The following is a 21,325-nucleotide window of genomic DNA, read 5'->3' as shown; positions in this document are numbered from 1 at the left end:
AGAACGATGAGCGATTTCAACAGGCGTAGTGTGCTTAAAGCCAGCCTGGGCGGCGCAGCCTTGCTCGCCGGCCCCGGCATCGTTCCAGTCCGCGCGGCGGAGTGGACCAACACGCCGGAGCCGAATGCCTCCATCCGCGTGCTGCGCTGGAAGCAGTTCATTCAGGCCGAGTTCGACAAGTTCGCCGAGCAGACCAAGAAGTTCTCCGAGAAGACCGGCATCAAGGTGAAGTTGGAGGCCGAGAGCTGGGAAGACATCCGGCCGAAGGCCGCGGTCGCCGCCAATGTCGGCGCCGGTCCCGATCTCATCGTCGGCACGCTCGACGATCCCTTCAAATTCCCCGAGAAGCTGATCGACATGACTGACGTCGCCGACTATCTCGGCGCGCAGTATGGCGGCTGGTATCCGGTTGCCGAGCGTTACGGCAAGAAGGGCAACAGCTGGATCGCGATTCCGCAGGGCGCGACCGGCGGCTGCCTGAACTACCGCATCAGCCACGTGAAGGCCGCAGGCTTCGACGAATTCCCGAAGGACACCGACGGCTTCCTCAAGCTCTGCCAGGCGTTGAAGAAGAACAACACGCCGGCCGGCTTCGCGCTCGGCCATGCCACGGGCGACGCCAACGGCTGGTGCCAGTGGGCGCTGTGGGCGTTCGGCGGCAAGGTCGTCAACGACAAGAACGAGGTCGTCATCGACTCGCCGGAGACGATCGCCGCGATCGAATACGTCAAGCAGCTCTATGCGACGTTCATTCCGGGCGTGCTGTCGTGGAACGACTCGAACAACAACAAGGCGTTCCTCAACGGCGAGCTCAGTCTCACCCTGAACGGCATTTCGATCTGGACCGTCGGCAAGAACTCCCCTGATCCCAAGCAGCAGGAGATCGCCAAGGACATGAACCACGCGCCGATGCCGATCGGGCCCGTGGGCGTGTCGACCGAGCAGCAGAACGTGCTGGTCTATTACGGCTACAAGCACTCGAAGTATCCGAAGGCGGTCAAGGAATTCATCAAGTTCATGATGGACAAGGAGAACTACGACGCGTGGGAGGTTGCCTCCAACGGCTACGTCTCGCCGCCGCTCCCGGCCTATAACGACAACCCGGTCTGGACCTCCGATCCAAAGATCACACCGTATCGCGACTGCCTGAAGCGCTGCCGCGACAACGGCTACGCCGGCGATCTCGGCTATGCCTCGGCCGCCGTCATGGGCGACTTCGTCGTGGTCGATATGTTCGCGGAAGCGGCCGCCGGACAGGTCACGCCGAAGGAAGCAGCCGCCCGCGCCGCCGAGCGCGCCAAGCGCTACTATCAGGTCTGATCAGCCACAGACGGCGGCGTCCAGTTCGCTGGGCGCCGCCGTCGTCGTTCTGTGAGGGAAGTCCGACATGGCAGTTATGGCCGAGCCCATCGCCGCGCAGATCAAGCGCAGCAGCCTGTGGTCCAGAGCGTTCGAAAGCCGAAACTTTCTCGGCGCGATGTTCATGGTGCCGGCAATCGCCATCCTCATTCTGTTTCTGGCTTATCCTCTGTTGCTGGGCTTGTGGCTCGGCATGACCGATACCAAGATCGGCGGCGTCGGCCGTTACATCGGCTTCGGAAACTTCGTCTCGCTCGCGAAGGACTCCGTGTTCTGGCTATCGGTGTTCAACACCATCTTCTACACGGTGGCCGCCAGCATCATAAAATTCGCCATCGGACTTTACCTGGCGCTGCTGCTCAATGAGCGGCTGCCGTTCAAGTCGATCGTCAGGGCGATCGTGCTGCTGCCATTCGTGGTGCCGACGGTGCTCTCGGCCATCGCGTTCTGGTGGATCTACGACAGCCAGTTCTCGATCATCTCCTGGGTGCTGATCAAGGCCGGCCTGATCACGCATTACATCGACTTTCTCGGCGATCCCTGGAACGCGCGTTGGTCGGTCGTCGTCGCCAATATCTGGCGCGGCGTGCCCTTCGTCGCGATCACGCTGCTGGCCGGACTCCAGACCATCTCGCCCTCGCTCTATGAGGCCGCCAATCTCGACGGCGCCACCAATCTACAGCGCTTCCGCCACATCACGCTGCCGATGCTGTCGCCGATCATCGCGGTGGTGATGACATTCTCGGTGCTGATGACCTTCACCGACTTCCAGCTCATCTACACCATCACGCGCGGCGGGCCGATCAACTCCACGCATCTGATGGCGACGCTGTCGTTCCAGCGCGCCATCACCGGCGGCAATCTCGGCGAGGGCGCGGCGATCTCGAACGCAATGATCCCGTTTCTGGTCGCGGCGATCCTGTTGAGCTTCTTCGGACTTCAGCGCTCCCGCTGGCAGCAGGGCGGAAGGGACTGACCATGAGCACCGCGGACGACCAAACCGTCGGAATGTCCTACCTGGAAAGTTTTCCGCGGAAGTTTCTTCGCGTCTACCTTCCGCTCGGCCTGATCATGGTCTTCCTGCTGTTTCCGTTCTATTGGATGACGGTCGCGACCTTCAAGCCGGACGCGGAGATGTACGATTACGAGAAGTACAATCCGTTCTGGATCGTACATCCGACGTTCGAGCACATCACGAAGCTGTTCTTCGAGACCGACTATCCGCTGTGGATGTGGAACACCGTGATCGTCTCGGTGTGCTCGACCTTCATCTCGCTGTTTGCCAGCGTCTGCGCGGCCTATGCGATCGAGCGTCTCCGCTACAAGGGGTCACGCTACGTCGGCCTGGCGATTTTCCTCGGCTACCTGGTGCCGCCGTCGATCCTGTTCATTCCGCTGGCCGCGATTGTGTTCCAGCTCGGCCTGTTCGACGGCAATCTGGCGCTGATCCTGACCTATCCGACCTTCTTGATCCCGTTCTGCACCTGGCTCCTGATGGGCTATTTCCGCACCATTCCCTATGAGCTGGAGGAGTGCGCGCTGATCGACGGGGCCACGCGGCTCCAGATCCTCACCAAGATCACGCTGCCGCTGTCGCTTCCGGGGGTGATCTCGGCCGGCATCTTCGCCTTTACGTTGTCGTGGAATGAGTTCATTTACGCGCTGACCTTCATTTCCTCGTCCGAGAACAAGACGATCCCCGTCGGCGCGATCACCGAGCTTGTCAATGGCGACGTCTACCATTGGGGCGCGCTGATGGCGGCGGCCCTGACTGGCTCGGTCCCAGTAGTTATCCTTTATTCCTTCTTCGTGGAGTATTATGTGTCGGCGATGACCGGCGCCGTGAAGGAATGATCGCGGGGCCTGCCTTGAGAGCGCGCCAAAAGAACGCACCAGCAGCGGTGCGTTCCGGCCAATAAAAAGGAGTAGGCTCTTGCACATTCTGGTTCTGGGCGCCGCCGGCATGGTTGGCCGCAAATTGTGTGAACGGCTGTTGCGCGACGGCCGGCTCGGCAAGAGCGAGATCACCAAGCTCACCATGCATGACGTGGTCGAGCCGAAGAAGCCGGAGAAGGCGGGCTTTGCCGTCGAGACCGTGTCGGGCGATTTCGCCGTGCCCGGTGCTGCCGAAAAGCTGGTCGCCGGCCGCCCCGACGTCATCTTCCATCTCGCCGCGATCGTCTCGGGCGAGGCCGAGCTGGATTTCGACAAGGGCTACCGCATCAATCTCGACGGCACACGGATGCTGCTCGACGCTGTCAGGCTTGCCGGCGGCGGCTACAAGCCGCGCGTGGTCTTCACCTCCTCGATCGCGGTGTTCGGCGCGCCGTTCCCGGAAGCCATCGGCGACGAGTTCTTCCACACGCCGCTTTTGAGCTACGGCACCCAGAAGGCGATCGGCGAGCTGCTGCTCGCAGACTATTCCCGCCGCGGCTTCCTCGACGGCATCGGCATCCGCCTGCCGACCATCTGCATCCGGCCCGGTCTGCCCAACAAAGCGGCATCGGGCTTCTTCTCCAACATCCTGCGCGAGCCGCTGGCCGGCAAGGAGGTCGTGCTGCCGGTCTCCGAGGACGTGCGCCACTGGCACGCCACGCCGCGCTCCGCCGTCGGCTTCCTGCTCCATGCCGGCACCATGGATCTCGCGACCGTCGGCCCGCGCCGCAACCTCACCATGCCGGGCCTGTCAGCCACGGTCGGCGAGCAGATCGCGGCCTTGAAGCGTGTTGCGGGCGACAAGGTCGCCGCGCGCATCAAGCGAGAGCCCGATCCCTTCATCATCGGCATCGTCGGTGGCTGGCCGCGCAATTTCAATGCAAAGCGGTCGCTCGAGCTCGGCTTCACCACCGCCGAGAAGACCTTTGACGATATCATCCGCATTCACGTCGAAGACGAGCTCGGCGGCAACTTCGTCGCCTGATCTGTGACTGAGCGGGTAAAGTGATGGCGAGCGTTGCTTGCATCGGCGAATGCATGGTCGAGCTCCGGCAGGCCCAAGGTGGGCAGTCTTCGGGACAGTCTGCCGGGCAGGGCGGCGGGCTGTACTCGCGCGGCTTCGGCGGTGATACCCTGAACACCGCGGTCTATCTGGCGCGGCTCGAGGTCAAGGTCGATTATCTCACCGCGCTCGGCGACGACGGCTTGAGCGATGAGATGATCGCGGCCTGGACCGCCGAGGGCGTCGGCACCCGGCGCGTGCTGCGTCTGCCGGGCAAGCTGCCCGGCCTTTACATGATCCAGACGGATGCAAAGGGCGAGCGCCAGTTCTTCCACTGGCGCGACAGTGCGGCGGCACGCCGGCTGATGGATCTGCCGGAGACGGACGAGATCCTCAATTCGCTGATGAGCTACGACATCGTCTATCTCTCCGCCATCACGCTCTCGATCTACGAGGCGGCCGGGCGCGAGCGCCTGTTCGCGGCGATCAAGCGCGCGCGCCTGCTTGGTACACGCTTCGTGTTCGACACCAATTTCCGCGCGCGCGGCTGGCCCGACCGCGACGTCGCCCGCGAGGTCTTTGCCTCAGCGTTTGCGGCCGCTGACATCGCCCTGACTTCGACTGAGGATCTGCTCGCGCTCTATCCCGGTGAAAGCCATGAGCAACTGATGGCGCGCATCCCCACGCCCGAGCTCGTATTCCGGCTCGCCGAGCCGGTGAGCCTGCTGCGCTTTTCCGGGGCGACCCGCGAGGTCCGCGCCGAGCCCATGACCAAGCCGGTGGTCGACACCACGGCGGCCGGCGACAGTTTTGCTGCGGCCTATATCGCGGCCCGGCTCGGCGGTTCCGACCCGGTCGAGGCCGCCCAGGCCGGGCATCGCCTCGCCAGCCTCGTGATCTGCTATCCCGGCGCCATCATTCCGGGCTATGCCATGCCGCCGAAGAAGCGGCACCGGCCGGCGAGTTCTCGCCAGGCGACAAAGTAAAGAAGCGACAGAGATGACCACGACTGCCCAACAGAACCACCTCGTCGCGCTGTTCAAGGCCGCGACCGTTATTCCCGTCCTCACCATCGAGCGTATCCAGGATGCTGTGCCGCTGGCGCGTGCGCTGGTTGCAGGCGGCGTCCGCACCCTGGAGGTGACCCTGCGCACCCCTGTTGCGATCGAGGCGGCGAGGGCGATGATGGCCGAAGTCCCCGAGGCGATCGTCGGCATCGGTACGATTCTCAATCCGGCCGACTTCGTCCGTGTCGAGAAGCTCGGCGTCGCGTTCGGCATCAGCCCGGGCCTGACCCCCGATCTCCTGAAGGCCGCGGCCCATAGCTCCCTGCCGTTCGCGCCGGGCATCGCCACTGCGTCCGAGCTGATGATGGCGCTGTCCCACGGCTTCGACGTGGCAAAATTCTTCCCGGCCGAGCAGGCCGGTGGCATCAAGGGCCTGCGCGCGCTTGGCGGTCCGTTCCCGAACGTGCGGTTCTGCCCGACCGGCGGCGTCGGCGAGGCCAATGCGGCGACCTGGCTTGCCGAGCCCAATGTGGTGGCGGTCGGCGGTTCCTGGCTGTGCCCGACGGCGGAGATCAGGGCCGGCAACTGGGCCGGCATAACTGCCATCTGCGAGCGCACGCTGAAGGCCCTGAAAGCCACGTGAAGTCTTGCCATCCTTGGGCTAAGACTTAGGTCAGTAAGAGATCCTAGGGAGAACAACCATGACCGCCAGCATCGTCGGATGGGCGCATACGCCGTTCGGCAAGTTCGACACCGAAACCGTCGAAAGCCTCGTCACCCGCGTCGCCAATGAGGCGATGGCCGATGCCGGCATTTCCGCGTCCGACGTCGACGAAATTGTGCTCGGCCATTTCAACGCCGGCTTCTCGCCGCAGGATTTTACCGCATCGCTGGTGCTTCAGGCCGACCCGAAGCTGCGCTTCAAGCCGACCACCCGTGTCGAGAATGCCTGCGCCACCGGCTCCGCCGCCGTGCATCAGGGGGTGCGTGCGATCGCCGCGGGTGCGGCCAAGATCGTGCTGGTCGTCGGCGTCGAGCAGATGACGCGTACGCCGAGCGCCGAGATCGGCAAGAACCTGTTGAAGGCGTCGTATCTGCCTGAGGACGGCGACACTGTCGGCGGCTTCGCCGGCGTGTTCGGCAAGATCGCCAGCTCCTATTTCCAGAAATACGGCGACCAGTCCGATGCGCTGGCGCTGATCGCGGCCAAGAACCACAAGAACGGCGTCGCCAATCCCTTCGCCCAGATGCGCAAGGATTTCGGCTTCGAGTTCTGCCGCGCCGAGAGCGAGAAGAACCCTTACGTTGCCGGCCCCCTGAAGCGGACCGACTGCTCGCTGGTCTCCGACGGTGCCGCGGCGCTGATTTTGGCTGATGCCGAAACCGCCAAGGGCATGAGCAAGTCGATCGGCTTCCGCGCCACCGCGCACGCGCAGGACTTCTTGCCGATGTCCAAGCGCGACATCCTCGCGTTCGAAGGCTGCACGGTTGCCTGGCAGCGCGCGCTGGAGCAGGCGGGCGTTGCGCTCACCGATCTCTCCTTCGTCGAGACCCATGACTGCTTCACCGTCGCCGAGCTGATCGAATACGAAGCGATGGGCCTGACGCCGAAGGGGCAGGGCGCCCGCGCGATCAAGGAAGGCTGGACGCTCAAGGACGGCAAGCTGCCGGTCAATCCGTCCGGCGGGTTGAAGGCCAAGGGCCATCCGATCGGCGCCACCGGCGTCTCCATGCACGTGATGACCGCGATGCAGCTCGCCGGCCAGGCGCCCGAGGGCATGCAGATCAAAAATGCAAAACTCGGCGGCATTTTTAATATGGGTGGCGCCGCGGTCGCCAACTACGTCTCCGTGCTGGAGCCGCTGAAGTAGGTTCGCGTAGGGTGGGCAAAGGCGCGAAAGCGCCGTGCCCACCTTCTTTCTTGCGCTAGATCATGGTGGGCACGCTTCGCTTTGCCCACCCTACGGCTCCTGATTGATTTGCAGGTGCATCATGAGCAACGACGACTACCTCTCATTGGACCAACTCAACGATCGCATCGCGATCCTCGAGGACAATATCAGGCAGCTGATCGAGCAGGCGGCTGCCGCCTCCGGCGAGCAGAACGAGGCGCGCATCGCCGACCGCATCAACGCGCAGAACGACGAGCTCGACCGGCTCTTGAAGGTCCGCGAATCCCGCCAGAAGAAATAGCGGACGCATGCGGCCATACGCAGGCCGCCCTTGCGCGCTCGGCATCACTGCCGTTAGCTGGACCGAAATCGCGGGCCGATCTCGGCTTGCGCAATCGGGAGTGAACGATGGGGCCGCTGAAGGGCATCAAGGTCATCGACATGACGACTGTGCTGATGGGCCCCTATGCCACCCAGATGCTCGGCGACTACGGCGCCGACATCATCAAGGTGGAATCGCTCGACGGCGACGTCACCCGCCTGATCGGCCCGATGCGTCATGCCGGCATGGGGCCGGTGTTCCTCAACACCAACCGCAGCAAGCGCTCGATCTGCCTCGACCTGAAGAAGCCCGCCGGCCGCGAGGCCGTGCTGCGGCTTTTGAAGGACGCCGATGTGCTGGTCTACAATGTCCGCCCGCAAGCGATGGCGCGGCTTCAGCTCGGCTATGACGTCGTCTCGAAAATCAATCCGCGCCTCGTCTATGCCGGCGTGTTCGGCTTCGGCCAGGACGGTCCCTATGCAGCAAAACCTGCCTATGACGATTTGATCCAGGGCGCAACCGCGCTGCCGGCGCTGATGGCGCAGACCGGCGACGGCGTGCCGCGCTACGTGCCGAACGCCCTGGTCGACCGCATCGTCGGCCTCACTGCCGTCGGCGCGATCTGTGCCAGCCTGGTGCATCGCGATCGCACCGGGCGCGGCCAGCGCGTCGACATCCCGATGTTCGAGACCATGGCCGGTTTCGTCATGGGCGATCATATGGGCGGGCTGACCTATGAGCCGCCGCTCGACAAGGGCGGCTACGCCCGCCACCTCTCGCGCGACCGCAGGCCCTACAAGACGTCGGACGGCTATCTCAGCGTCATCGTGTACAACGACAAGCAGTGGAATAGTTTCTTTGAAGCGACCGGCCGCGACGATCTGCGCGCCGATCCAAAATTCGCGACCTTCGCCGGCCGCGCCGCCAATATCGACGTCGTCTACGCCGAGCTCGCACGCATCTTCGAGACGCGCACCACCGCGGAATGGATCGATCTGCTCACCAAGGCCGACGTGCCGGTGATGCCGATGCATGATTTGCAGGGTTTGCTCCACGACGAGCATCTGGAAGCGACCAATTTCTTTCCGATCGTGAACCATCCGACCGAAGGCCCGATCCGGAGCATGAAGGTCACGGCCACCTGGTCCGAGACCGAGGCCGAACCGGTGCGGCTGGCGCCGCAGCTCAACGAGCACGGCGCGGAGATTTTACACGAGATCGGCTACTCCCAGGACGAGATCGCCGTAATGGTCCGTGATGGCGTCACCCGTTCGCCGCCCCTGAATGACGATGCACAGGTGCGCCCATGAGCTTCATCACCGGCGTCGGCCTCACCCCTTACGGCAAGCACGAAGGCTCATCCTCGCTCGACCTGATGAGCCGCGCCGCGCAAGCCGCGCTCGACGATGCCGGGCTCAAACGTTCGGACATCGACGGCATCCTCTGTGGCTACTCCACGGTGTCGCCGCACATCATGCTGGCGACCGTGTTCGCCGAACATTTCGGCATCCGCCCGTCTTACGCCCACGCCGTGCAGGTCGGCGGCGCCACGGGCCTCGCGATGACGATGCTCGCCCATCATCTCGTCGACGCCGGCGTCGCGCGCAACGTGCTCGTCGTTGCCGGCGAGAATCGCCTCACCGGGCAGAGCCGCGATGCCTCGATCCAGGCGCTCGCACAGGTCGGCCATCCCGATTACGAGGTGCCGCTCGGTCCCACCATCCCCGCCTATTACGGCCTCGTTGCTAACAGGTACATGCATGAATACGGCGTCACCGAAGAAGACCTCGCCGAGTTCGCGGTGCTGATGCGCGCCCACGCCTGCACCCATCCCGGCGCACAATTCCACGAACCCATCACCGTCGCCGACGTCATGGCGTCGAAGCCGGTGGCGATGCCGCTCAAACTGCTCGATTGCTGTCCGGTCTCCGACGGCGGCGCGGCCTTCGTCATCAGCCGCGAGCACACCGGAGAGCTAGGGGTGCGCATCCGCGGCTGCGCCCAGGCGCATACCCATCAGCATGTCACGGCCGCGCCCGGCTTAAGCGAGCTCGGTGCCGAGATCTCGATCGCGCGCGCCAGGGAGGCCACCGGCCTTGCGATCTCGGACGTACGCTACGCCGCGATCTACGACAGCTTTACCATCACGCTCGCGATGCTGCTGGAAGACCTCGGCCTCGCCGGTCGCGGCGAGGCGGCAGCCCGTGTGCGCGCCGGCCATTTCAGCCGCGACGGCGCGATGCCGCTGAATACGCACGGCGGCCTGCTCAGCTACGGCCATTGCGGCGTCGGCGGCGCGATGGCGCATCTGGTCGAGGCGCATTTGCAGATGACGGGACGGGCCGCTCACCGTCAGGTGCGCGACGCCTCGATCGCGTTGCTTCATGGCGACGGCGGCGTGCTGTCGTCACATGTCAGCATGTTCCTGGAGCGGGTGCGATGAGCAGCAGCGAACGAATCGCCGATTGGACCAAGGGCGAAGAGGCCATCACCTATCAGACCTGTGCCGCATGCGGCCATGTGCAGTATTTTCACCGCGCCTTCTGCGCGGCCTGCGGTGCGAGCGATTCGCGCGAGGCTCGTGCCAGCGGCAAGGGTAGGGTGTACGCAACTTCGCTGGTCTGCCGCGCCGCCACGCCCGAGACGCGCGCCCACGTGCCTTACAATATCCTGCTGGTCGATTGCGCCGAGGGATTTCGCGTGATGGCCCATGGCGAGAACGGTCTCGCCATCGGCGACGAGGTCGATGCGAGCTTCACGGCGTTCGCCGGAAAGCTCGTGCCGTTTTTCACGAGAAGGAAATAGGTGGGATTTCGTCATTCGGGGGCGGTCCAAAGGACCGAGCCTGGAACGGGTATTCTGGGCCTGACCTGTGCGAGGGCCACCCCGGAATGACGAAAACTCTTACAACTCTTGTTAACGCCCGTAGAACAATATGCTGGCGATGACGAGCATCGCCGTCACCGCCAGCATATGCGCGAGCGCTCCCGAGGCCGCCCCCTTGGTGGCTTCCTTCATGCCATTTTCTCCCTAGACTTGGGCGTGACTCATCGTGTGCGCGGCTAGCACACCCGACGGCCAATTATTTTACTCGGAACACCCCACTTCGAGTATCCGCTGCAATGTGTCCCCACGCAGCGAATATCGACTGTCCCAAGGTCGATCAGCAATGCGGCGGCATTTTGACTCGATGATGTTGCTCCTGGGGTCGCGCACGAATAGAGTTTTTGGGAACTTTCTGCGGCAACGACAATAAGCATCAAAAGCTCAAGGAAAATCAGAGATCATGGCCCGCATCGGCTACAGCGACCCGTCCAAGGCATCCGACCGCACCCGCGAAATTCTCGACAAGAATCGCAATGCCAACATCTTCCGCATGATGTCGCATTCGCCGAGCTACTTTGAACAGTACTGCCGTCTCGGCGGCGCGATCCGCCACAAGGGTGAGCTCGATCCGATCGTGCGCGAGCTCGCGATCACGCGCACCGGGATTCTGTGCGAGGCGCCGTACGAGATCGTCGCACACAAGCGCATCGGCAAGAACGTCGGCGTCACCGACGCGCAGAACGAGGCGCTCACTGACTGGCAAGCAGCATCCTGTTTCGACGACACGCAACGCGCCGCGCTCGCCTTCACCGACGAGATCGTGAAATTGAACAAGCCGACGGATGCGACTTTCAAGGCGATCGAGTCAAAGCTGACCCCGGCCGCGCTGGTCGAATTGCAGCTCTCGGTCGGCTTCTACATCATGACCTCGAAATTCCTGGAAACTTTCGAGATCGATCTTCAACCGGTCACGGAAGTGGTGGGCTGATCCGATAGCAACGGCGAGGGATGCCGATGACGATCGATGAATACGCGGCCTGGGCCGCAGGCGTTGCGAAAGTCGATGAACATCCGTCCAACGAGCGGCTGTCCTATCTCGGTCTCGGCCTCGCGGGCGAGGCCGGGGAGGTCGCCGAGCACATCAAGAAGCTGCTGCGCGATGACTGGCTCGACAAGGCGGGTCTCATCGAAGAGCTCGGCGATGTCATCTATTACTGGGCCTGCCTGTGTGCTGCGACTGGCCAACAGCCATCCGAATTGCTCGAGGCCAGCGCCGCCAAGATCAAGCGGCGGATCAGCGAGGCGGCAAGCCGCTCGGCGTAGCCTTACGTCGATGTCAAAATATCGACCTTGGCGTTGGCGACGATCAGGCGATCGGCGAGCAACTGCGCTAGGTTGCGCATGATGCGCTCGGAGGCCCGCGGGTGCTGCTCGCGGAAGTTCTCAAATTCCTTGAGGGGTACTTCGAACGCAGTCGCCGCCATATCGGCGTAGACGTCGGCGGAGCGGGTGGCCTCGATCAGCGCCATCTCGCCAAAGGCCATGCCGGCGGTCAGCGTCGCCAGCCTGACGCCGTCGGGCAGCGTCACATGCACGGCGCCGCTGCGCAGGAAGAAGATGGCATCGGCGGGATCGCCGGTGGTGAGGATCTTTGCGCCGGATTGGTATGTCCTGATCGCGCAGGTCGAGGCGAGGTCTTTCAACTCTTGCGCGCCAAGTCCCTCCAGCAGCGGCTGCTCGGCAAGCTCGGTGGTTTCGTGAAAGTCGATCGAGCCGCCATGGCGGTAGACGATCTGGTCTTCGGCCCATTCGATCGCGGTGTCGAGCAGATAGAAGTCGCGAACGTTCTTGAGTTCTGCCGTCCATTCCCGCAGCGTGTTCCACTCCTTGGATGCGCGCCGGACGCCGGACAAAACCACGGTGACATTCAGGGCAGCGAGCTCCTCGAACGCCTCGGCCACGAGCCGCGCGCCGGCGCGCGTGGTGGAGGTGACACGATGAAGATCGAAGATCACGAATTGCGGCCGCGGCCGCCCGGCGAGCCGGCGCGAGACATAGTCGACCGCGGACAGCGACAACGTGCCGACCAGCTCGATGACCCGCACCTCCTGCTCGTGCGCGGCGAGGATATCGCGCTCCTGCTGACGGCGGACACGGCGGGACGGGCTCTTGCCGATGTCGTAGTCGGCGATCACGGCGTTGCGCGCGTCGTCGCTGCGGTTGAGCATGTGCAGATCGTAATGCGAGGACAGCGCTTCGCAGACCTTGATGCCGCGCACGCTGTTGCCGTGCTTGTCGAGCTTTGGCGAATAGCTGCCGAGGCCGAGCCGGGCCGGGAGCGCGGCCAGAATGCCGCCGCCGACGCCGCTCTTGGCGGGGATGCCGATGCGGTAGATCCATTCGCCGGCATAGTCGTACATGCCCGACGACGTCATCACCGAGAGCGTGCGCGAGATCGCGTAAGGCGTCATCACCTGTTCGCCGGTGACCGGATTGACGCCGCGGTTGGCGAGCGTCGCCGCCATCACCGCGATGTCGCGCGCGGTGACCAGCACCGCGCATTGCCGGAAATAGACGTCGAGAACGCCAGCGACATTGTCCGAGATCACCGCATTGGTCTTCAGGAGATAGCCGATGGCGCGGTTGCGATCGCCGGTCTGGCTTTCCGAGGTATAGACGGCCTCATCGACGGCGAGATCGCGCCCGGCGAAACGGCTGAGTGCAAGGCGAATCTGCTCGAAGGCCTCAGCGCCCTTGCTCTCATGGATCAACCCGGTACAGGCGATTGCCCCGGCATTGACCATCGGGTTGAACGGATGGTTGTCGGAGTTGAGCCGGATCGAGTTGAAGGGGTCGCCCGACGGTTCGACGCCGATCGCGCTCTCGACGCGGCCGGCGCCGAGCAGATCCAGTGCCAGCGCGAACACGAACGGTTTTGACATCGACTGGATGGTGAAGGGCACGCGGCTGTTGCCGACCTCGTAGACATGGCCGTCCAGCGTCGCAAGGCTGATGCCGAAATAGGCAGGGTCGGCCTTGCCGAGCTCGGGAATGTAGTCGGCCACGCTGCCTGAGGTCTCTGCCGAGAATTCGTTGAGGCACGTGTCCAGAAACCGCAGCAGCGGCGGCTTCGAGCGGGTCCAGGCGGAGGCGGGCGGCGATTGCGCTATCATCGCCTCCCTTGTGCATCGCAATCAGGGCACGTGCAACCCGTTGGTCACCGAAGGCCATCCGCTGTGACGCCCGAACGCAAGACGCCGGCGCCATCGCAATGTCATGTGTTTCAGATTGTCGCGGGCTGCAACCGCAACGGCGCGAGCTCAGCTCGCAACGATTGCGATCGCTTGTCCTTCGGCAACGACATCGTCGAGCTTGACGAGCAGCGATGTGATCGTGCCGGCCGCAGGCGAGGACACCGGTATCTCCATCTTCATGGCTTCGACCACCACAATTTCATCGCCATCCGCAACGGTTCCTCCAACTTGCACGGGAGTTGCGCAGATGCGTCCCGCGACCTCCGTGACGATCTTAATTTCTGGCATGCCATCGCCTTTTTGTTGTCGTCGCAAAATGCCTGAGGTAGCGTCGTCTGCAAGTGGAATTTAATTCCGCACAGCGGAACAACTGGTAGGGAACATGGGACGACGTTCGGAGCGGTTGAGTAGGCAAGGTTCGCTGGCCGGTGATGCCGGTGAAGGTGATGTCATCCAGGTAGTCTCGCGCGCGTTCGACGTGTTGCGATGCTTCGAGGGCCACGAGGCCCGGCTCGGCAATCTCGAAATTTCAAATCGCTGTGGTCTGCCGCGCTCGACGGTGTCGCGGCTCACGCACACGCTGACGCGCATGGGGCAACTGGTTTACCTGCCGCGTGACCAGAAATATCGCATCGGCCCGAGCGCCGTGGCGATGAGTGCCTCGATGATGAAGGGCGCGCAGCTGCGCAGCATGATCCGGCAGCGGCTTCAGGAAGTTGCCGAGCAATTGCCCGGCACGGTCGGCTTTGTCGTCCCTGATCGCTTCCATCTGGTCTATCTCCAGTTCGCGCGCTCGGCGACCGCACTCGGCCTGCACGAGGGCACCGGCAGCCGCATCTCGATGGCTTCCACCGCTGCGGGTGCGGCCTACACAGCGGCGCTGGCGCCGGAGATCGGCGATGCCTTCATTGCGGAGATGGAGCGGGAAGCCCCGGAGGCGGCAAAAATCCTGCGGCCTCGTATCGAAGCCAACCGGCAGTCGCTGCGCGAGCACGGCTATGTCGTGGCTTGCGGCCTGTGGAGCCCGCACATCAACGGGCTCGCGGTGCCGATCTGGTCGCCGCAGTACCAGACCTTCGTGGTCATCACCATCGGCCTTCTCTCGGCGATGTATGACGAGCAGCGTCTGCATGCCGAAGTCGCGCCGCTGATGCTCGAGCTCGGCCGCTCGCTCGGCAGCCTGCTCGAAGGCGCCGAGGGCGATGTCTTCAACGCCCGTATCTCGCGCAAACCGGTCGCAATGGCCGTGCATAACAACAATAAGCCGATCAATTCGGAGGGAGTGAATGAACTGGAAGCCGGAACTCGACGAGCTCGCCCGGCGCGAAGCCTTCGCGCGGGAGATGGGCGGCGTTGACAAGGTCAAGCGACAGCATGACCAAGGCCGGCTGACTGTTCGGGAGCGCATCGAGAAGCTGATCGACACAGGCAGCTTTCACGAAATCGGTGCCGTCTCCGGCGTCGGTGAGTACGATTCCAGCGGCGAGTTGCAGAAATTGACGCCGGCGAACTGCGTGTTCGGGCGCGCGCGCGTCGATGGCCGCACCGTCGTCGTGGTCGGTGACGACTTCACCGTGCGCGGTGGTTCGGCCGATGCCTCGGTCTCGGCAAAGCCGCTGATGGCGGAGGAGATGGCGCACGATTTTCGTCTGCCCATCGTCCGTATCATCGAAGGCTCCGGCGGTGGCGGCTCGGTCAAGACCATCGAGACCAAGGGCGCCGCGAATCTCCCGGGCGGCATCGGCGGCACCCGCTGGTATCGCTTCACCACGGAAAACCTGTCGCGCGTTCCCGTGGTCGCGCTGGGTCTCGGCTCGGTCGCTGGCCTTGGCGCTGCGCGTCTCGCTGCCAGCCACTATTCGATCATGACCAGGAAGTCCGCGATGTTCGTCGCGGGCCCGCCGGTGGTGAAGGCGCTGGGACAGGACCTATCGAAGGAGGAACTCGGCGGCGCGGATATCCAGACCCGCGCCGGCGCGGTCGATCATGCGGTCGACACCGAGGAGGAAGCCTTCGCCTGCGCGCGGCGTTTCCTGTCTTATCTGCCGTCGTCGGTTTACGAATTGCCGCCGACCGTGCCCTGCACCGACAATCCCGAGCGCAGCGAAGAAGCGCTGATGAACGCGGTGCCGCGTAATCGCAAGCAGGTCTACAAGATGCGGCCGATCGTCGAGTCCGTCGTCGACAAGGGCTCGTTCTTCGAGGTCGCAAGGAATTTCGGCAGGCCGATCATCGTCGGTCTCGCCCGGCTCGAGGGCAGGGCGGTGATGGTGCTCGCCAGCGACAGCTTTCACTATGGCGGCTCCTGGACGGCGGATGCCTGCCAGAAGGTGGTGCGCTGGGTCGACTTCGCAGAGACCTTTCATCTGCCGATCGTCTATCTCATGGACTGCCCGGGCTTCATGATCGGCCTCGACGCCGAAAAGGCGGCCACGATCCGCCACGGCGTCCGCGCCATGGCCGCGGTCAACCAGACCACGGTGCCCTGGTGCACCGTGATCCTGCGCAACGCCTTCGGCGTCGCCGGCGTGGTGCATCAGCCGGCCGACCGCTTCTCGATCCGCTACGCCTGGCCGTCGGCCTATTGGGGCTCGCTGCCGCTCGAAGGTGGCATCGAAGCTGCCTACCGTGCCGACATCGATGCAGCCGAGGACAAGGCGGCGAAGCTCAACGAGATCCAGGAGCGGCTGAACAAGCTGCGCTCGCCGTTCCGCTCGGCTGAAAAATTCTGGGTCGAGGAGATCATCGACCCGCGCAAGACGCGGGGGTTGTTGTGCGAATTCGCGCGGCTGGCCGAGCCGTTGCGCAAGGCAGGACCGCCGGAGAATTTTTCGATCAGGCCGTAATGGGCGCGATCGTCGTTGCGAGCTTAGCCGTCATTGCGAGCGCCTTGTCCGCCGTAGCTCGAAGAGCGAAGGCGGAAGCGAAGCAATCCAGAATGTGTCCGCCGAGATAGCCTGGATTGCTTCGTCGCAAGCGCTCCTCGCAATGACGCCAGCAACGTTCAGCCAACTTCCGCAACATCTCTCAACATCTTCGCCAACATCCTGCGGCTGTCCGAGCCTAAGAGGGCTCAGACATTGCGGATCAGGATTGGCAGAATGCGATTGAACTCTTCGGTGGCACGTATCGGCGTAGGCGCGGCCTGCCTTGCGCTCGTGAGCAGCGGCGGCTTGCACGCGGAGCCGGCGCTCGACAATTTGGCCGGCGCCTGGTCGGGCATCGGCACGATGAAGCCCTCGGATGGCCCGCGTGAGAAGGTTCGCTGCAAAGTGGCGTACAACATCACCAAGCCTGGACGGTCGGTTAGTCTTGACCTGCGCTGCGCGAGCGATGCGTACAAGATGGTCTTGTCGGCAAACATCGATCAGAACGGGACCGAGCTTTCCGGCAACTGGTTCGAGAGCGAATACCGACAGGGCGGCAAGGTTTACGGGACAAATACGGACGGCTTGATCGAGGCGCGGATTGAAGGAAACACCGTGGCCGCGTTGGTGACAATCCAGACCAAGGGCAATCACCAGTCCTTCCTGATGGATGCGCCGGGATCCTGGGTCTCGGAGGTCGCGATCGAATTGAACAGGGAAGCGAAGTAACCTGATCGCCCGTGGGCCACCGGCTACTTTGCACGGGTTGTTTTCGAGAGTTTTATGTTGGCAGCGGCAGCGCGAGCCTAACCGCGAGCTCCCCAATCCCGTCCTGGCCTGGGCCGGGACGGCTCCAGGGCATCCGTCTTCGCCCGACGTGCGACCTAACGGCCTCCGGATACCCCCGTCGCTTCAAACTCAACGACCCCGTTTAAGCGACGTTAATGATGCTTTCCCAATCTGACACATCTCAATCCGTGACACTCCGTGTTTATGGATTGCCCGTAAGCGTTGATTAAGAAGGCCATCTCCAGAGTTCCGCCCGCAATGAGCGAATGGTCGGCGACGAAAGTTTGATAGTCGCCTTCGATCGCACGATTCCAGGGAAGTGTCTCTGCCGCCGCAACGGCAATCAGGATGAGGGTCATGCTCCGCCGCGCAATGCTTCGTTTCGCGAGAGATCGGAAGGCCAACGTCGCCATCATCTTCGCGCTGATGCTGGTTCCCATCGTCTTTCTCCTGGGCATGACGCTCGACTACACGCTGGCCTTGCGCAAGCAGGAGCAATTGAACGCGGCTGCCGACGCGGCCGCAATTGCGGCCGTGAGGCCGGCCATGCTGACGCAGTCCGACGACAGCGTCGTCCAGGCGACCGCGGCAGCCGTCTTTGCAGCGAAGGCGAATCTTCCCGGCCTGTCGTCGACGCCGACACCGACCATCAACGTCGTTGATTCCGGGCTCGCGCGGACCATTACGGTTTCGTATGTCGCGCAGTCCGTCAACAATTTCCCCAGCGTTCTCGGTCGGCAGACCTGGCAGGTCTCGGGGTCGGCGACGGCGCGCGCGTCGAGCGCGCCCAACATGAACTTCTATCTGCTGATGGATGACTCGCCGTCCATGGGGATCGGCGCGACCACGACCGACATCAGCAATCTCATCAAGTACACCGCCTCCAAGTACCAGTCGGCAGCGTCTTCGCAGAATTGCGGCTTCGCCTGCCATGAAACCAATATCGCTCACGATGGCGGGACTCAGGATAACCTTGCGATCGCACGAGCTCGCAATATCACCTTGCGGATCGATCTGGTGACGAGTGCCGTCAATCAGTTGCTCAATTCATGGTCGAACTGCCCGCAGTCGGGCGTTTCGGGGGGCGTCATGCAGTGCATGGCGGCCCTGAACAACACCACCTACAGGGCGGCGCTCTATACGTTCGACGTAGGTTTGAACACACTGGCGACGCTGACCACCCCGACCACCGCCGGAATCCAGGTTTCCAATATCTCGCTGATGCCGGTCTACTACCAGAACTGCGTCTTTTCGGGCTGCTCTTCATCGAGCACGACCAATCCCACGACCGACTTTGGCACAGATATCGCCGGCGCGCTTTCAAGCATCAACAATATCATGCCCGCTCCCGGGCTTGGCAGCAACGCGTCAGGAGATACGCCGCAGGAAGTGGTGTTCCTCGTCACCGACGGCGTCGAAGACAAGATCTCCGCGACTTGCCCCAACGCGAGCTTCGCTTCCCACAGTCGATGTCAGCAGCCGCTCGACACGACGATGTGCACGACCATCAAGAACCGGGGCATCAAGATCGCGGTCCTCTACACCGAGTATCTGCAACTCATCGCGAGCGCCACCACCGGCATCCAGACAACGGATTCCTGGTACATGAGCTGGATCGACACGTACGACGAGCCTACGTCCTCAACCGGTACGATCGCACAGAAGCTCCAAGCGTGCGCCTCGCCTGGCTTCTATGCCAGCGTTCAAACCGGCGGCGACATTTCCGGGGCGCTGACGAACCTCTTCATCAAGGTTGCGTCAAGCACGGCCAGCCTCGTGCAGTAGAGAAGGCGCCATGACCGGATCGGACGTCACAACAAAGAGAGGGAGGCGCAGCAGCCGCTGCGCGGCCTTCGCTGGGGACAACGAAGGCGCCACGGCCGTCGAATTCGCGCTCATCGGCGCGCCGTTCCTCGCCCTTCTCATCGCACTGATCCAGACCTTTCTGGTTTTCTTTGCTCAGGAATTGCTCGAATCCGTCGTGCTTCAATCGGGGCGCCTCGTCATGACCGGACAAGTCCAGTCTCAGCAAATGACGCAGGCCCAATTCAAGCAGCAAGTCTGCAATCAGGTCGTGATTCTGTTCAACTGCAGCGGTTTGATGATCGATATGCAGGTTGCCAGTTCGTGGTCTTCCGCGAACACGGCCATGCCCACCTTGACCTTCAACAGCGATGGGACCGTCTCGAATGTCTGGCAATACAATCCAGGGAATGCCGGCGACCCCGTCGTTCTCCGGGTGATGTACGTATGGCCGGTCATGCTCGGGCCGCTCGGTTTCAACCTGTCGAATATTTCCAACGGCAACCGGCTGATCATGGCGTCGGCTGCGTTCCAGAACGAGCCAGGGAGCTAGCCAATGATTGCCGGCTTGTTGCGTCGCGCACGGCATCTGCGGACTGATGTTCGCGGCGTTGCGGCGACGGAGTTCGCCATCGTGGTCCCGTTCATGCTGGTGCTCTACGTCGGAGGCGTCGAGCTCGGGAACGGGCTGGCGATGAACGTCAAGGTCTCGGCAACTGCACACAGTGTCGCTGACATGATTTCGCAGAACACCCAGCTCACGTCGGCCCGGATGAGCGGGATCCTTTCGGCTGCGAGCGCCATCATGGCTCCCTATGCCGTCACGGATGCCGGCGGCAATTCCCTGATGACGATCACGGTGTCCGAAGTCGCGACCGACAGCAGTGGCAAGGCGACGGTTCAATGGAGCCAGTCAACCAGCACGTCGGGCGCAAGGCCCGTGGGTCAGCAGATGACCTTGTCGTCCTTCACCGCGACCAGCCCGAACAGTTCCAACAATGCCAACATCTCGCTGATCCTGAGCGAGGTGTCCTATGTCTACACGCCGAATCTCGGCTACACGATCGCCGGCAGCGTCACCCTGTCAGACAGCTACTATTTGTTTCCACGCTGCTCGACGAACGGCCCGGCCAATTCAAACTTCCCGTATTATGACGTGAAGTATCCGGCCACGGCGGTGTGCACCTGCATCCAGCATCTGCAACAGAAGTCCTGCTAGAGCGTTTCATTTTTTGATAGAAGCGTATCCGGCATTAGCAAAGTAGTTGGTGCATTCGGCTGGCATAACGCCTCTGACGAGGTGACCGATGTGGTCGCAGGCGTCGTCGATCGTGCGTTTCTGTGCGATGCGCATCCAATGTTTGATTTTGGCAAAGACCTGCTCGATCGGGTTCAGGTCGGGTGAGTACGGCGGCAGGTACCACAGCCTAGCGCCGGCTTTGCGGATCATCTGACGGACTGTCGGCGACTTGTGGCTACCGAGATTATCCATGATGACGATGTCGCCCGGTTTGAGCACTTTGACGAGTTGCTGTTCGACATAGGCGCGGAAGCTTTCGCCGTTGATCGGTCCGTCGAACACGCAAGGCGCAGTGAGCTGGTCACAGCGTAGGGCACCGAGGAAGGTCAGGGTTCGCCAGTGACCGTGCGGCGCAAAGCCGCGCAGCCGCTCGCCCTTGGCTCCCCAGCCGCGTAGCGGTGCCATGTTGGTCTTGATCCAGGTCTCGTCGATGAACACCAGGCGGTTTGGATCGAGGCGATCCTGCAAGCTGCGCCAGCGCTGCCGCCGCCACACGACATCGGCGCGGCCTTGTTCAAGGGCGAACAGAGTTTTTTTTGAAGCTGAGACCTTCGCGTCGCAGAAAGGTCCACACCGCGTGGTGCGAGACTTTTACGCCTCGCGCGGCAAGTTCGTCCTTCAGCCCGTGCAGCGTTAAATGTGGCATCTGACTGATCCGCTCCACGATGAATGCTCGATGCGGCGCCAGAACTGGCTTGCGGTGTCCCCCCATCTTGCCCGGCGCGACCGAACCTGTTGCGCGATAGCGCTGCCTCCACTTCACGACCGACGACACCGCAACATCGAACCGGGCCGCCACGGCATGGCAACTCTCGCCGGATTCCACCGCCTTCACGGCTCGTTCACGAAGATCATTCGAAAGAGGTCGGACCATCCGATGCTGGCCTCCGATCCAGCCAGCATCTTGAATCACAAACCGCCGCCCGACGGAATCCCTTTCGATTCAATTAATCAATGATCCGCTCTAG

Annotated in this window: 23 protein-coding genes; 19 read left to right on the top strand and 4 right to left on the bottom strand. The window is 62.9% G+C overall.

Annotation, left to right across the window (positions count from 1 at the left end; genetic code table 11):
- Nucleotides 1-6 precede the first annotated feature (6 nt).
- The 13 genes from UB31_RS09495 (at nucleotide 7) to UB31_RS09435 (ending at nucleotide 11,667) form a co-directional block, all read left to right on the top strand.
- Nucleotides 7-1,320 carry an ABC transporter substrate-binding protein gene (locus tag UB31_RS09495; protein WP_045000608.1) on the top strand — a complete coding sequence of 438 codons (1,314 nt, stop codon included), beginning with the start codon at nucleotides 7-9 and terminating at the stop codon, nucleotides 1,318-1,320.
- Between the two features lie 67 nt (nucleotides 1,321-1,387).
- Nucleotides 1,388-2,335 carry a carbohydrate ABC transporter permease gene (locus UB31_RS09490; protein ID WP_082078458.1) on the top strand — a complete coding sequence of 316 codons (948 nt, stop codon included), beginning with the start codon at nucleotides 1,388-1,390 and terminating at the stop codon, nucleotides 2,333-2,335.
- Between the two features lie 2 nt (nucleotides 2,336-2,337).
- The gene (locus UB31_RS09485) at nucleotides 2,338-3,213 is read left to right on the top strand and encodes a carbohydrate ABC transporter permease (RefSeq protein ID WP_045000604.1); all 876 of its coding nucleotides are present in this window, start codon (nucleotides 2,338-2,340) and stop codon (nucleotides 3,211-3,213) included.
- 79 nt (nucleotides 3,214-3,292) lie between these two features.
- Nucleotides 3,293-4,279, top strand: coding sequence for a D-erythronate dehydrogenase (gene denD / locus UB31_RS09480; protein WP_045010665.1), 987 nt, complete (start codon nucleotides 3,293-3,295; stop codon nucleotides 4,277-4,279).
- A gap of 23 nt (nucleotides 4,280-4,302) precedes the next feature.
- A complete protein-coding gene (locus tag UB31_RS09475; protein ID WP_045000600.1) occupies nucleotides 4,303-5,283 on the top strand; it encodes a sugar kinase in 981 nt (326 codons plus the stop codon).
- A gap of 13 nt (nucleotides 5,284-5,296) precedes the next feature.
- Nucleotides 5,297-5,947, top strand: a complete 651-nt coding sequence (gene eda / locus UB31_RS09470; RefSeq protein ID WP_045010664.1) for a bifunctional 4-hydroxy-2-oxoglutarate aldolase/2-dehydro-3-deoxy-phosphogluconate aldolase — start codon at nucleotides 5,297-5,299, stop codon at nucleotides 5,945-5,947.
- A 58-nt stretch (nucleotides 5,948-6,005) separates the two neighbouring features.
- The gene (locus tag UB31_RS09465; protein WP_045000596.1) at nucleotides 6,006-7,175 is read left to right on the top strand and encodes an acetyl-CoA acetyltransferase; all 1,170 of its coding nucleotides are present in this window, start codon (nucleotides 6,006-6,008) and stop codon (nucleotides 7,173-7,175) included.
- Between the two features lie 121 nt (nucleotides 7,176-7,296).
- Nucleotides 7,297-7,497, top strand: a complete 201-nt coding sequence (locus UB31_RS09460) for a hypothetical protein (protein WP_045000594.1) — start codon at nucleotides 7,297-7,299, stop codon at nucleotides 7,495-7,497.
- 107 nt (nucleotides 7,498-7,604) lie between these two features.
- Nucleotides 7,605-8,828: a CaiB/BaiF CoA transferase family protein gene (locus UB31_RS09455; protein ID WP_045010663.1), complete on the top strand. Its 1,224-nt coding sequence runs from the start codon at nucleotides 7,605-7,607 to the stop codon at nucleotides 8,826-8,828.
- The gene (locus UB31_RS09450) at nucleotides 8,825-9,961 is read left to right on the top strand and encodes a thiolase family protein (RefSeq protein WP_045010662.1); all 1,137 of its coding nucleotides are present in this window, start codon (nucleotides 8,825-8,827) and stop codon (nucleotides 9,959-9,961) included. Before UB31_RS09455 ends, UB31_RS09450 begins: the two co-directional genes overlap by 4 nt.
- Nucleotides 9,958-10,323 carry a Zn-ribbon domain-containing OB-fold protein gene (locus UB31_RS09445; RefSeq protein ID WP_045010661.1) on the top strand — a complete coding sequence of 122 codons (366 nt, stop codon included), beginning with the start codon at nucleotides 9,958-9,960 and terminating at the stop codon, nucleotides 10,321-10,323. Before UB31_RS09450 ends, UB31_RS09445 begins: the two co-directional genes overlap by 4 nt.
- A gap of 481 nt (nucleotides 10,324-10,804) precedes the next feature.
- Nucleotides 10,805-11,332 (top strand): carboxymuconolactone decarboxylase family protein, encoded by a 528-nt coding sequence (locus UB31_RS09440; RefSeq protein ID WP_045010660.1) that lies wholly within the window; start codon nucleotides 10,805-10,807, stop codon nucleotides 11,330-11,332.
- Between the two features lie 26 nt (nucleotides 11,333-11,358).
- Nucleotides 11,359-11,667, top strand: coding sequence for a nucleoside triphosphate pyrophosphohydrolase family protein (locus tag UB31_RS09435; protein ID WP_045010873.1), 309 nt, complete (start codon nucleotides 11,359-11,361; stop codon nucleotides 11,665-11,667).
- A 2-nt stretch (nucleotides 11,668-11,669) separates the two neighbouring features.
- On the opposite strand, the gene glsA is transcribed toward UB31_RS09435, so the two are convergent.
- Complete coding sequence (glsA, locus tag UB31_RS09430) at nucleotides 11,670-13,517, bottom strand: glutaminase A (RefSeq protein ID WP_045010659.1); 1,848 nt, start codon at nucleotides 13,515-13,517, stop codon at nucleotides 11,670-11,672.
- Nucleotides 13,518-13,664: 147 nt separating this feature from the next.
- Nucleotides 13,665-13,886 (bottom strand): acyl-CoA carboxylase biotin carboxyl carrier protein subunit, encoded by a 222-nt coding sequence (locus UB31_RS09425; protein WP_045000582.1) that lies wholly within the window; start codon nucleotides 13,884-13,886, stop codon nucleotides 13,665-13,667.
- A 94-nt stretch (nucleotides 13,887-13,980) separates the two neighbouring features.
- On the opposite strand from UB31_RS09425, the gene UB31_RS09420 reads away from it, so the two are divergent.
- The 3 genes from UB31_RS09420 to UB31_RS09410 all read left to right on the top strand — a co-directional run bounded on the left by UB31_RS09420 (nucleotide 13,981) and on the right by UB31_RS09410 (nucleotide 17,194).
- Entirely contained in the window at nucleotides 13,981-14,955 is a 975-nt protein-coding gene (locus tag UB31_RS09420; protein WP_045010658.1) for an IclR family transcriptional regulator, read from the top strand.
- The gene (locus UB31_RS09415; RefSeq protein ID WP_045010657.1) at nucleotides 14,885-16,444 is read left to right on the top strand and encodes an acyl-CoA carboxylase subunit beta; all 1,560 of its coding nucleotides are present in this window, start codon (nucleotides 14,885-14,887) and stop codon (nucleotides 16,442-16,444) included. Before UB31_RS09420 ends, UB31_RS09415 begins: the two co-directional genes overlap by 71 nt.
- A gap of 273 nt (nucleotides 16,445-16,717) precedes the next feature.
- The gene (locus tag UB31_RS09410; protein WP_245305967.1) at nucleotides 16,718-17,194 is read left to right on the top strand and encodes a hypothetical protein; all 477 of its coding nucleotides are present in this window, start codon (nucleotides 16,718-16,720) and stop codon (nucleotides 17,192-17,194) included.
- A 212-nt stretch (nucleotides 17,195-17,406) separates the two neighbouring features.
- Here UB31_RS09410 and UB31_RS42115 read toward each other — a convergent pair whose 3' ends face one another.
- Nucleotides 17,407-17,694: a hypothetical protein gene (locus UB31_RS42115; protein ID WP_197090803.1), complete on the bottom strand. Its 288-nt coding sequence runs from the start codon at nucleotides 17,692-17,694 to the stop codon at nucleotides 17,407-17,409.
- Here UB31_RS42115 and UB31_RS09400 point away from each other — a divergent pair.
- Genes UB31_RS09400 through UB31_RS09390 form a run of 3 tightly spaced genes read left to right on the top strand, consistent with a single transcriptional unit; the run spans nucleotide 17,612 to nucleotide 20,276 of the window.
- Nucleotides 17,612-19,039 carry a TadE/TadG family type IV pilus assembly protein gene (locus UB31_RS09400; protein ID WP_045010654.1) on the top strand — a complete coding sequence of 476 codons (1,428 nt, stop codon included), beginning with the start codon at nucleotides 17,612-17,614 and terminating at the stop codon, nucleotides 19,037-19,039. The two genes, UB31_RS42115 and UB31_RS09400, sit on opposite strands and share 83 nt — an antisense overlap.
- Before the next feature lie 10 nt (nucleotides 19,040-19,049).
- On the top strand, nucleotides 19,050-19,610 hold the full coding sequence (locus UB31_RS09395; protein ID WP_045010653.1) for a TadE/TadG family type IV pilus assembly protein: 561 nt from the start codon (nucleotides 19,050-19,052) through the stop codon (nucleotides 19,608-19,610).
- A 3-nt stretch (nucleotides 19,611-19,613) separates the two neighbouring features.
- Nucleotides 19,614-20,276: a TadE/TadG family type IV pilus assembly protein gene (locus UB31_RS09390; RefSeq protein ID WP_082078457.1), complete on the top strand. Its 663-nt coding sequence runs from the start codon at nucleotides 19,614-19,616 to the stop codon at nucleotides 20,274-20,276.
- A 6-nt stretch (nucleotides 20,277-20,282) separates the two neighbouring features.
- Here UB31_RS09390 and UB31_RS40325 read toward each other — a convergent pair.
- Nucleotides 20,283-21,231, bottom strand: a protein-coding gene (locus UB31_RS40325; RefSeq protein ID WP_156163132.1) for an IS630 family transposase whose coding sequence is annotated in 2 segments (ribosomal slippage) — nucleotides 20,283-20,894 and nucleotides 20,896-21,231 — 948 coding nt in all. Because the reading frame shifts where the segments join, the coding sequence is not laid out codon by codon here.
- Nucleotides 21,232-21,325: the final 94 nt, after the last annotated feature.

The organism is Bradyrhizobium sp. LTSP849 (assembly GCF_000938255.1).
Lineage (GTDB): Bacteria > Pseudomonadota > Alphaproteobacteria > Rhizobiales > Xanthobacteraceae > Bradyrhizobium.
The sequence above is the reverse complement of the archived record's forward strand: the minus strand, read 5'-3'. Positions and strand labels throughout refer to the sequence as shown.

What these genes read in the sequence shown, in the direction of transcription:
- UB31_RS09440 (WP_045010660.1), top strand. Translation starts at nt 10,805, where the DNA reads ATGGCCCGCATCGGCTACAGCGACCCGTCCAAGGCATCCGACCGCACC.
- UB31_RS09485 (WP_045000604.1), top strand. Translation starts at nt 2,338, where the DNA reads ATGAGCACCGCGGACGACCAAACCGTCGGAATGTCCTACCTGGAAAGT.
- UB31_RS09495 (WP_045000608.1), top strand. Translation starts at nt 7, where the DNA reads ATGAGCGATTTCAACAGGCGTAGTGTGCTTAAAGCCAGCCTGGGCGGC.
- UB31_RS09395 (WP_045010653.1), top strand. Translation starts at nt 19,050, where the DNA reads ATGACCGGATCGGACGTCACAACAAAGAGAGGGAGGCGCAGCAGCCGC.
- glsA (WP_045010659.1), bottom strand. Translation starts at nt 13,517, where the DNA reads ATGATAGCGCAATCGCCGCCCGCCTCCGCCTGGACCCGCTCGAAGCCG.
- UB31_RS09445 (WP_045010661.1), top strand. Translation starts at nt 9,958, where the DNA reads ATGAGCAGCAGCGAACGAATCGCCGATTGGACCAAGGGCGAAGAGGCC.
- UB31_RS09415 (WP_045010657.1), top strand. Translation starts at nt 14,885, where the DNA reads ATGAACTGGAAGCCGGAACTCGACGAGCTCGCCCGGCGCGAAGCCTTC.
- UB31_RS09460 (WP_045000594.1), top strand. Translation starts at nt 7,297, where the DNA reads ATGAGCAACGACGACTACCTCTCATTGGACCAACTCAACGATCGCATC.
- UB31_RS09435 (WP_045010873.1), top strand. Translation starts at nt 11,359, where the DNA reads ATGACGATCGATGAATACGCGGCCTGGGCCGCAGGCGTTGCGAAAGTC.
- UB31_RS09490 (WP_082078458.1), top strand. Translation starts at nt 1,388, where the DNA reads ATGGCAGTTATGGCCGAGCCCATCGCCGCGCAGATCAAGCGCAGCAGC.
- eda (WP_045010664.1), top strand. Translation starts at nt 5,297, where the DNA reads ATGACCACGACTGCCCAACAGAACCACCTCGTCGCGCTGTTCAAGGCC.
- UB31_RS09420 (WP_045010658.1), top strand. Translation starts at nt 13,981, where the DNA reads ATGGGACGACGTTCGGAGCGGTTGAGTAGGCAAGGTTCGCTGGCCGGT.
- UB31_RS09390 (WP_082078457.1), top strand. Translation starts at nt 19,614, where the DNA reads ATGATTGCCGGCTTGTTGCGTCGCGCACGGCATCTGCGGACTGATGTT.
- UB31_RS42115 (WP_197090803.1), bottom strand. Translation starts at nt 17,694, where the DNA reads ATGGGAACCAGCATCAGCGCGAAGATGATGGCGACGTTGGCCTTCCGA.
- UB31_RS09465 (WP_045000596.1), top strand. Translation starts at nt 6,006, where the DNA reads ATGACCGCCAGCATCGTCGGATGGGCGCATACGCCGTTCGGCAAGTTC.
- UB31_RS09425 (WP_045000582.1), bottom strand. Translation starts at nt 13,886, where the DNA reads ATGCCAGAAATTAAGATCGTCACGGAGGTCGCGGGACGCATCTGCGCA.
- UB31_RS09450 (WP_045010662.1), top strand. Translation starts at nt 8,825, where the DNA reads ATGAGCTTCATCACCGGCGTCGGCCTCACCCCTTACGGCAAGCACGAA.
- UB31_RS09475 (WP_045000600.1), top strand. Translation starts at nt 4,303, where the DNA reads ATGGCGAGCGTTGCTTGCATCGGCGAATGCATGGTCGAGCTCCGGCAG.
- UB31_RS09400 (WP_045010654.1), top strand. Translation starts at nt 17,612, where the DNA reads ATGCTCCGCCGCGCAATGCTTCGTTTCGCGAGAGATCGGAAGGCCAAC.
- UB31_RS09455 (WP_045010663.1), top strand. Translation starts at nt 7,605, where the DNA reads ATGGGGCCGCTGAAGGGCATCAAGGTCATCGACATGACGACTGTGCTG.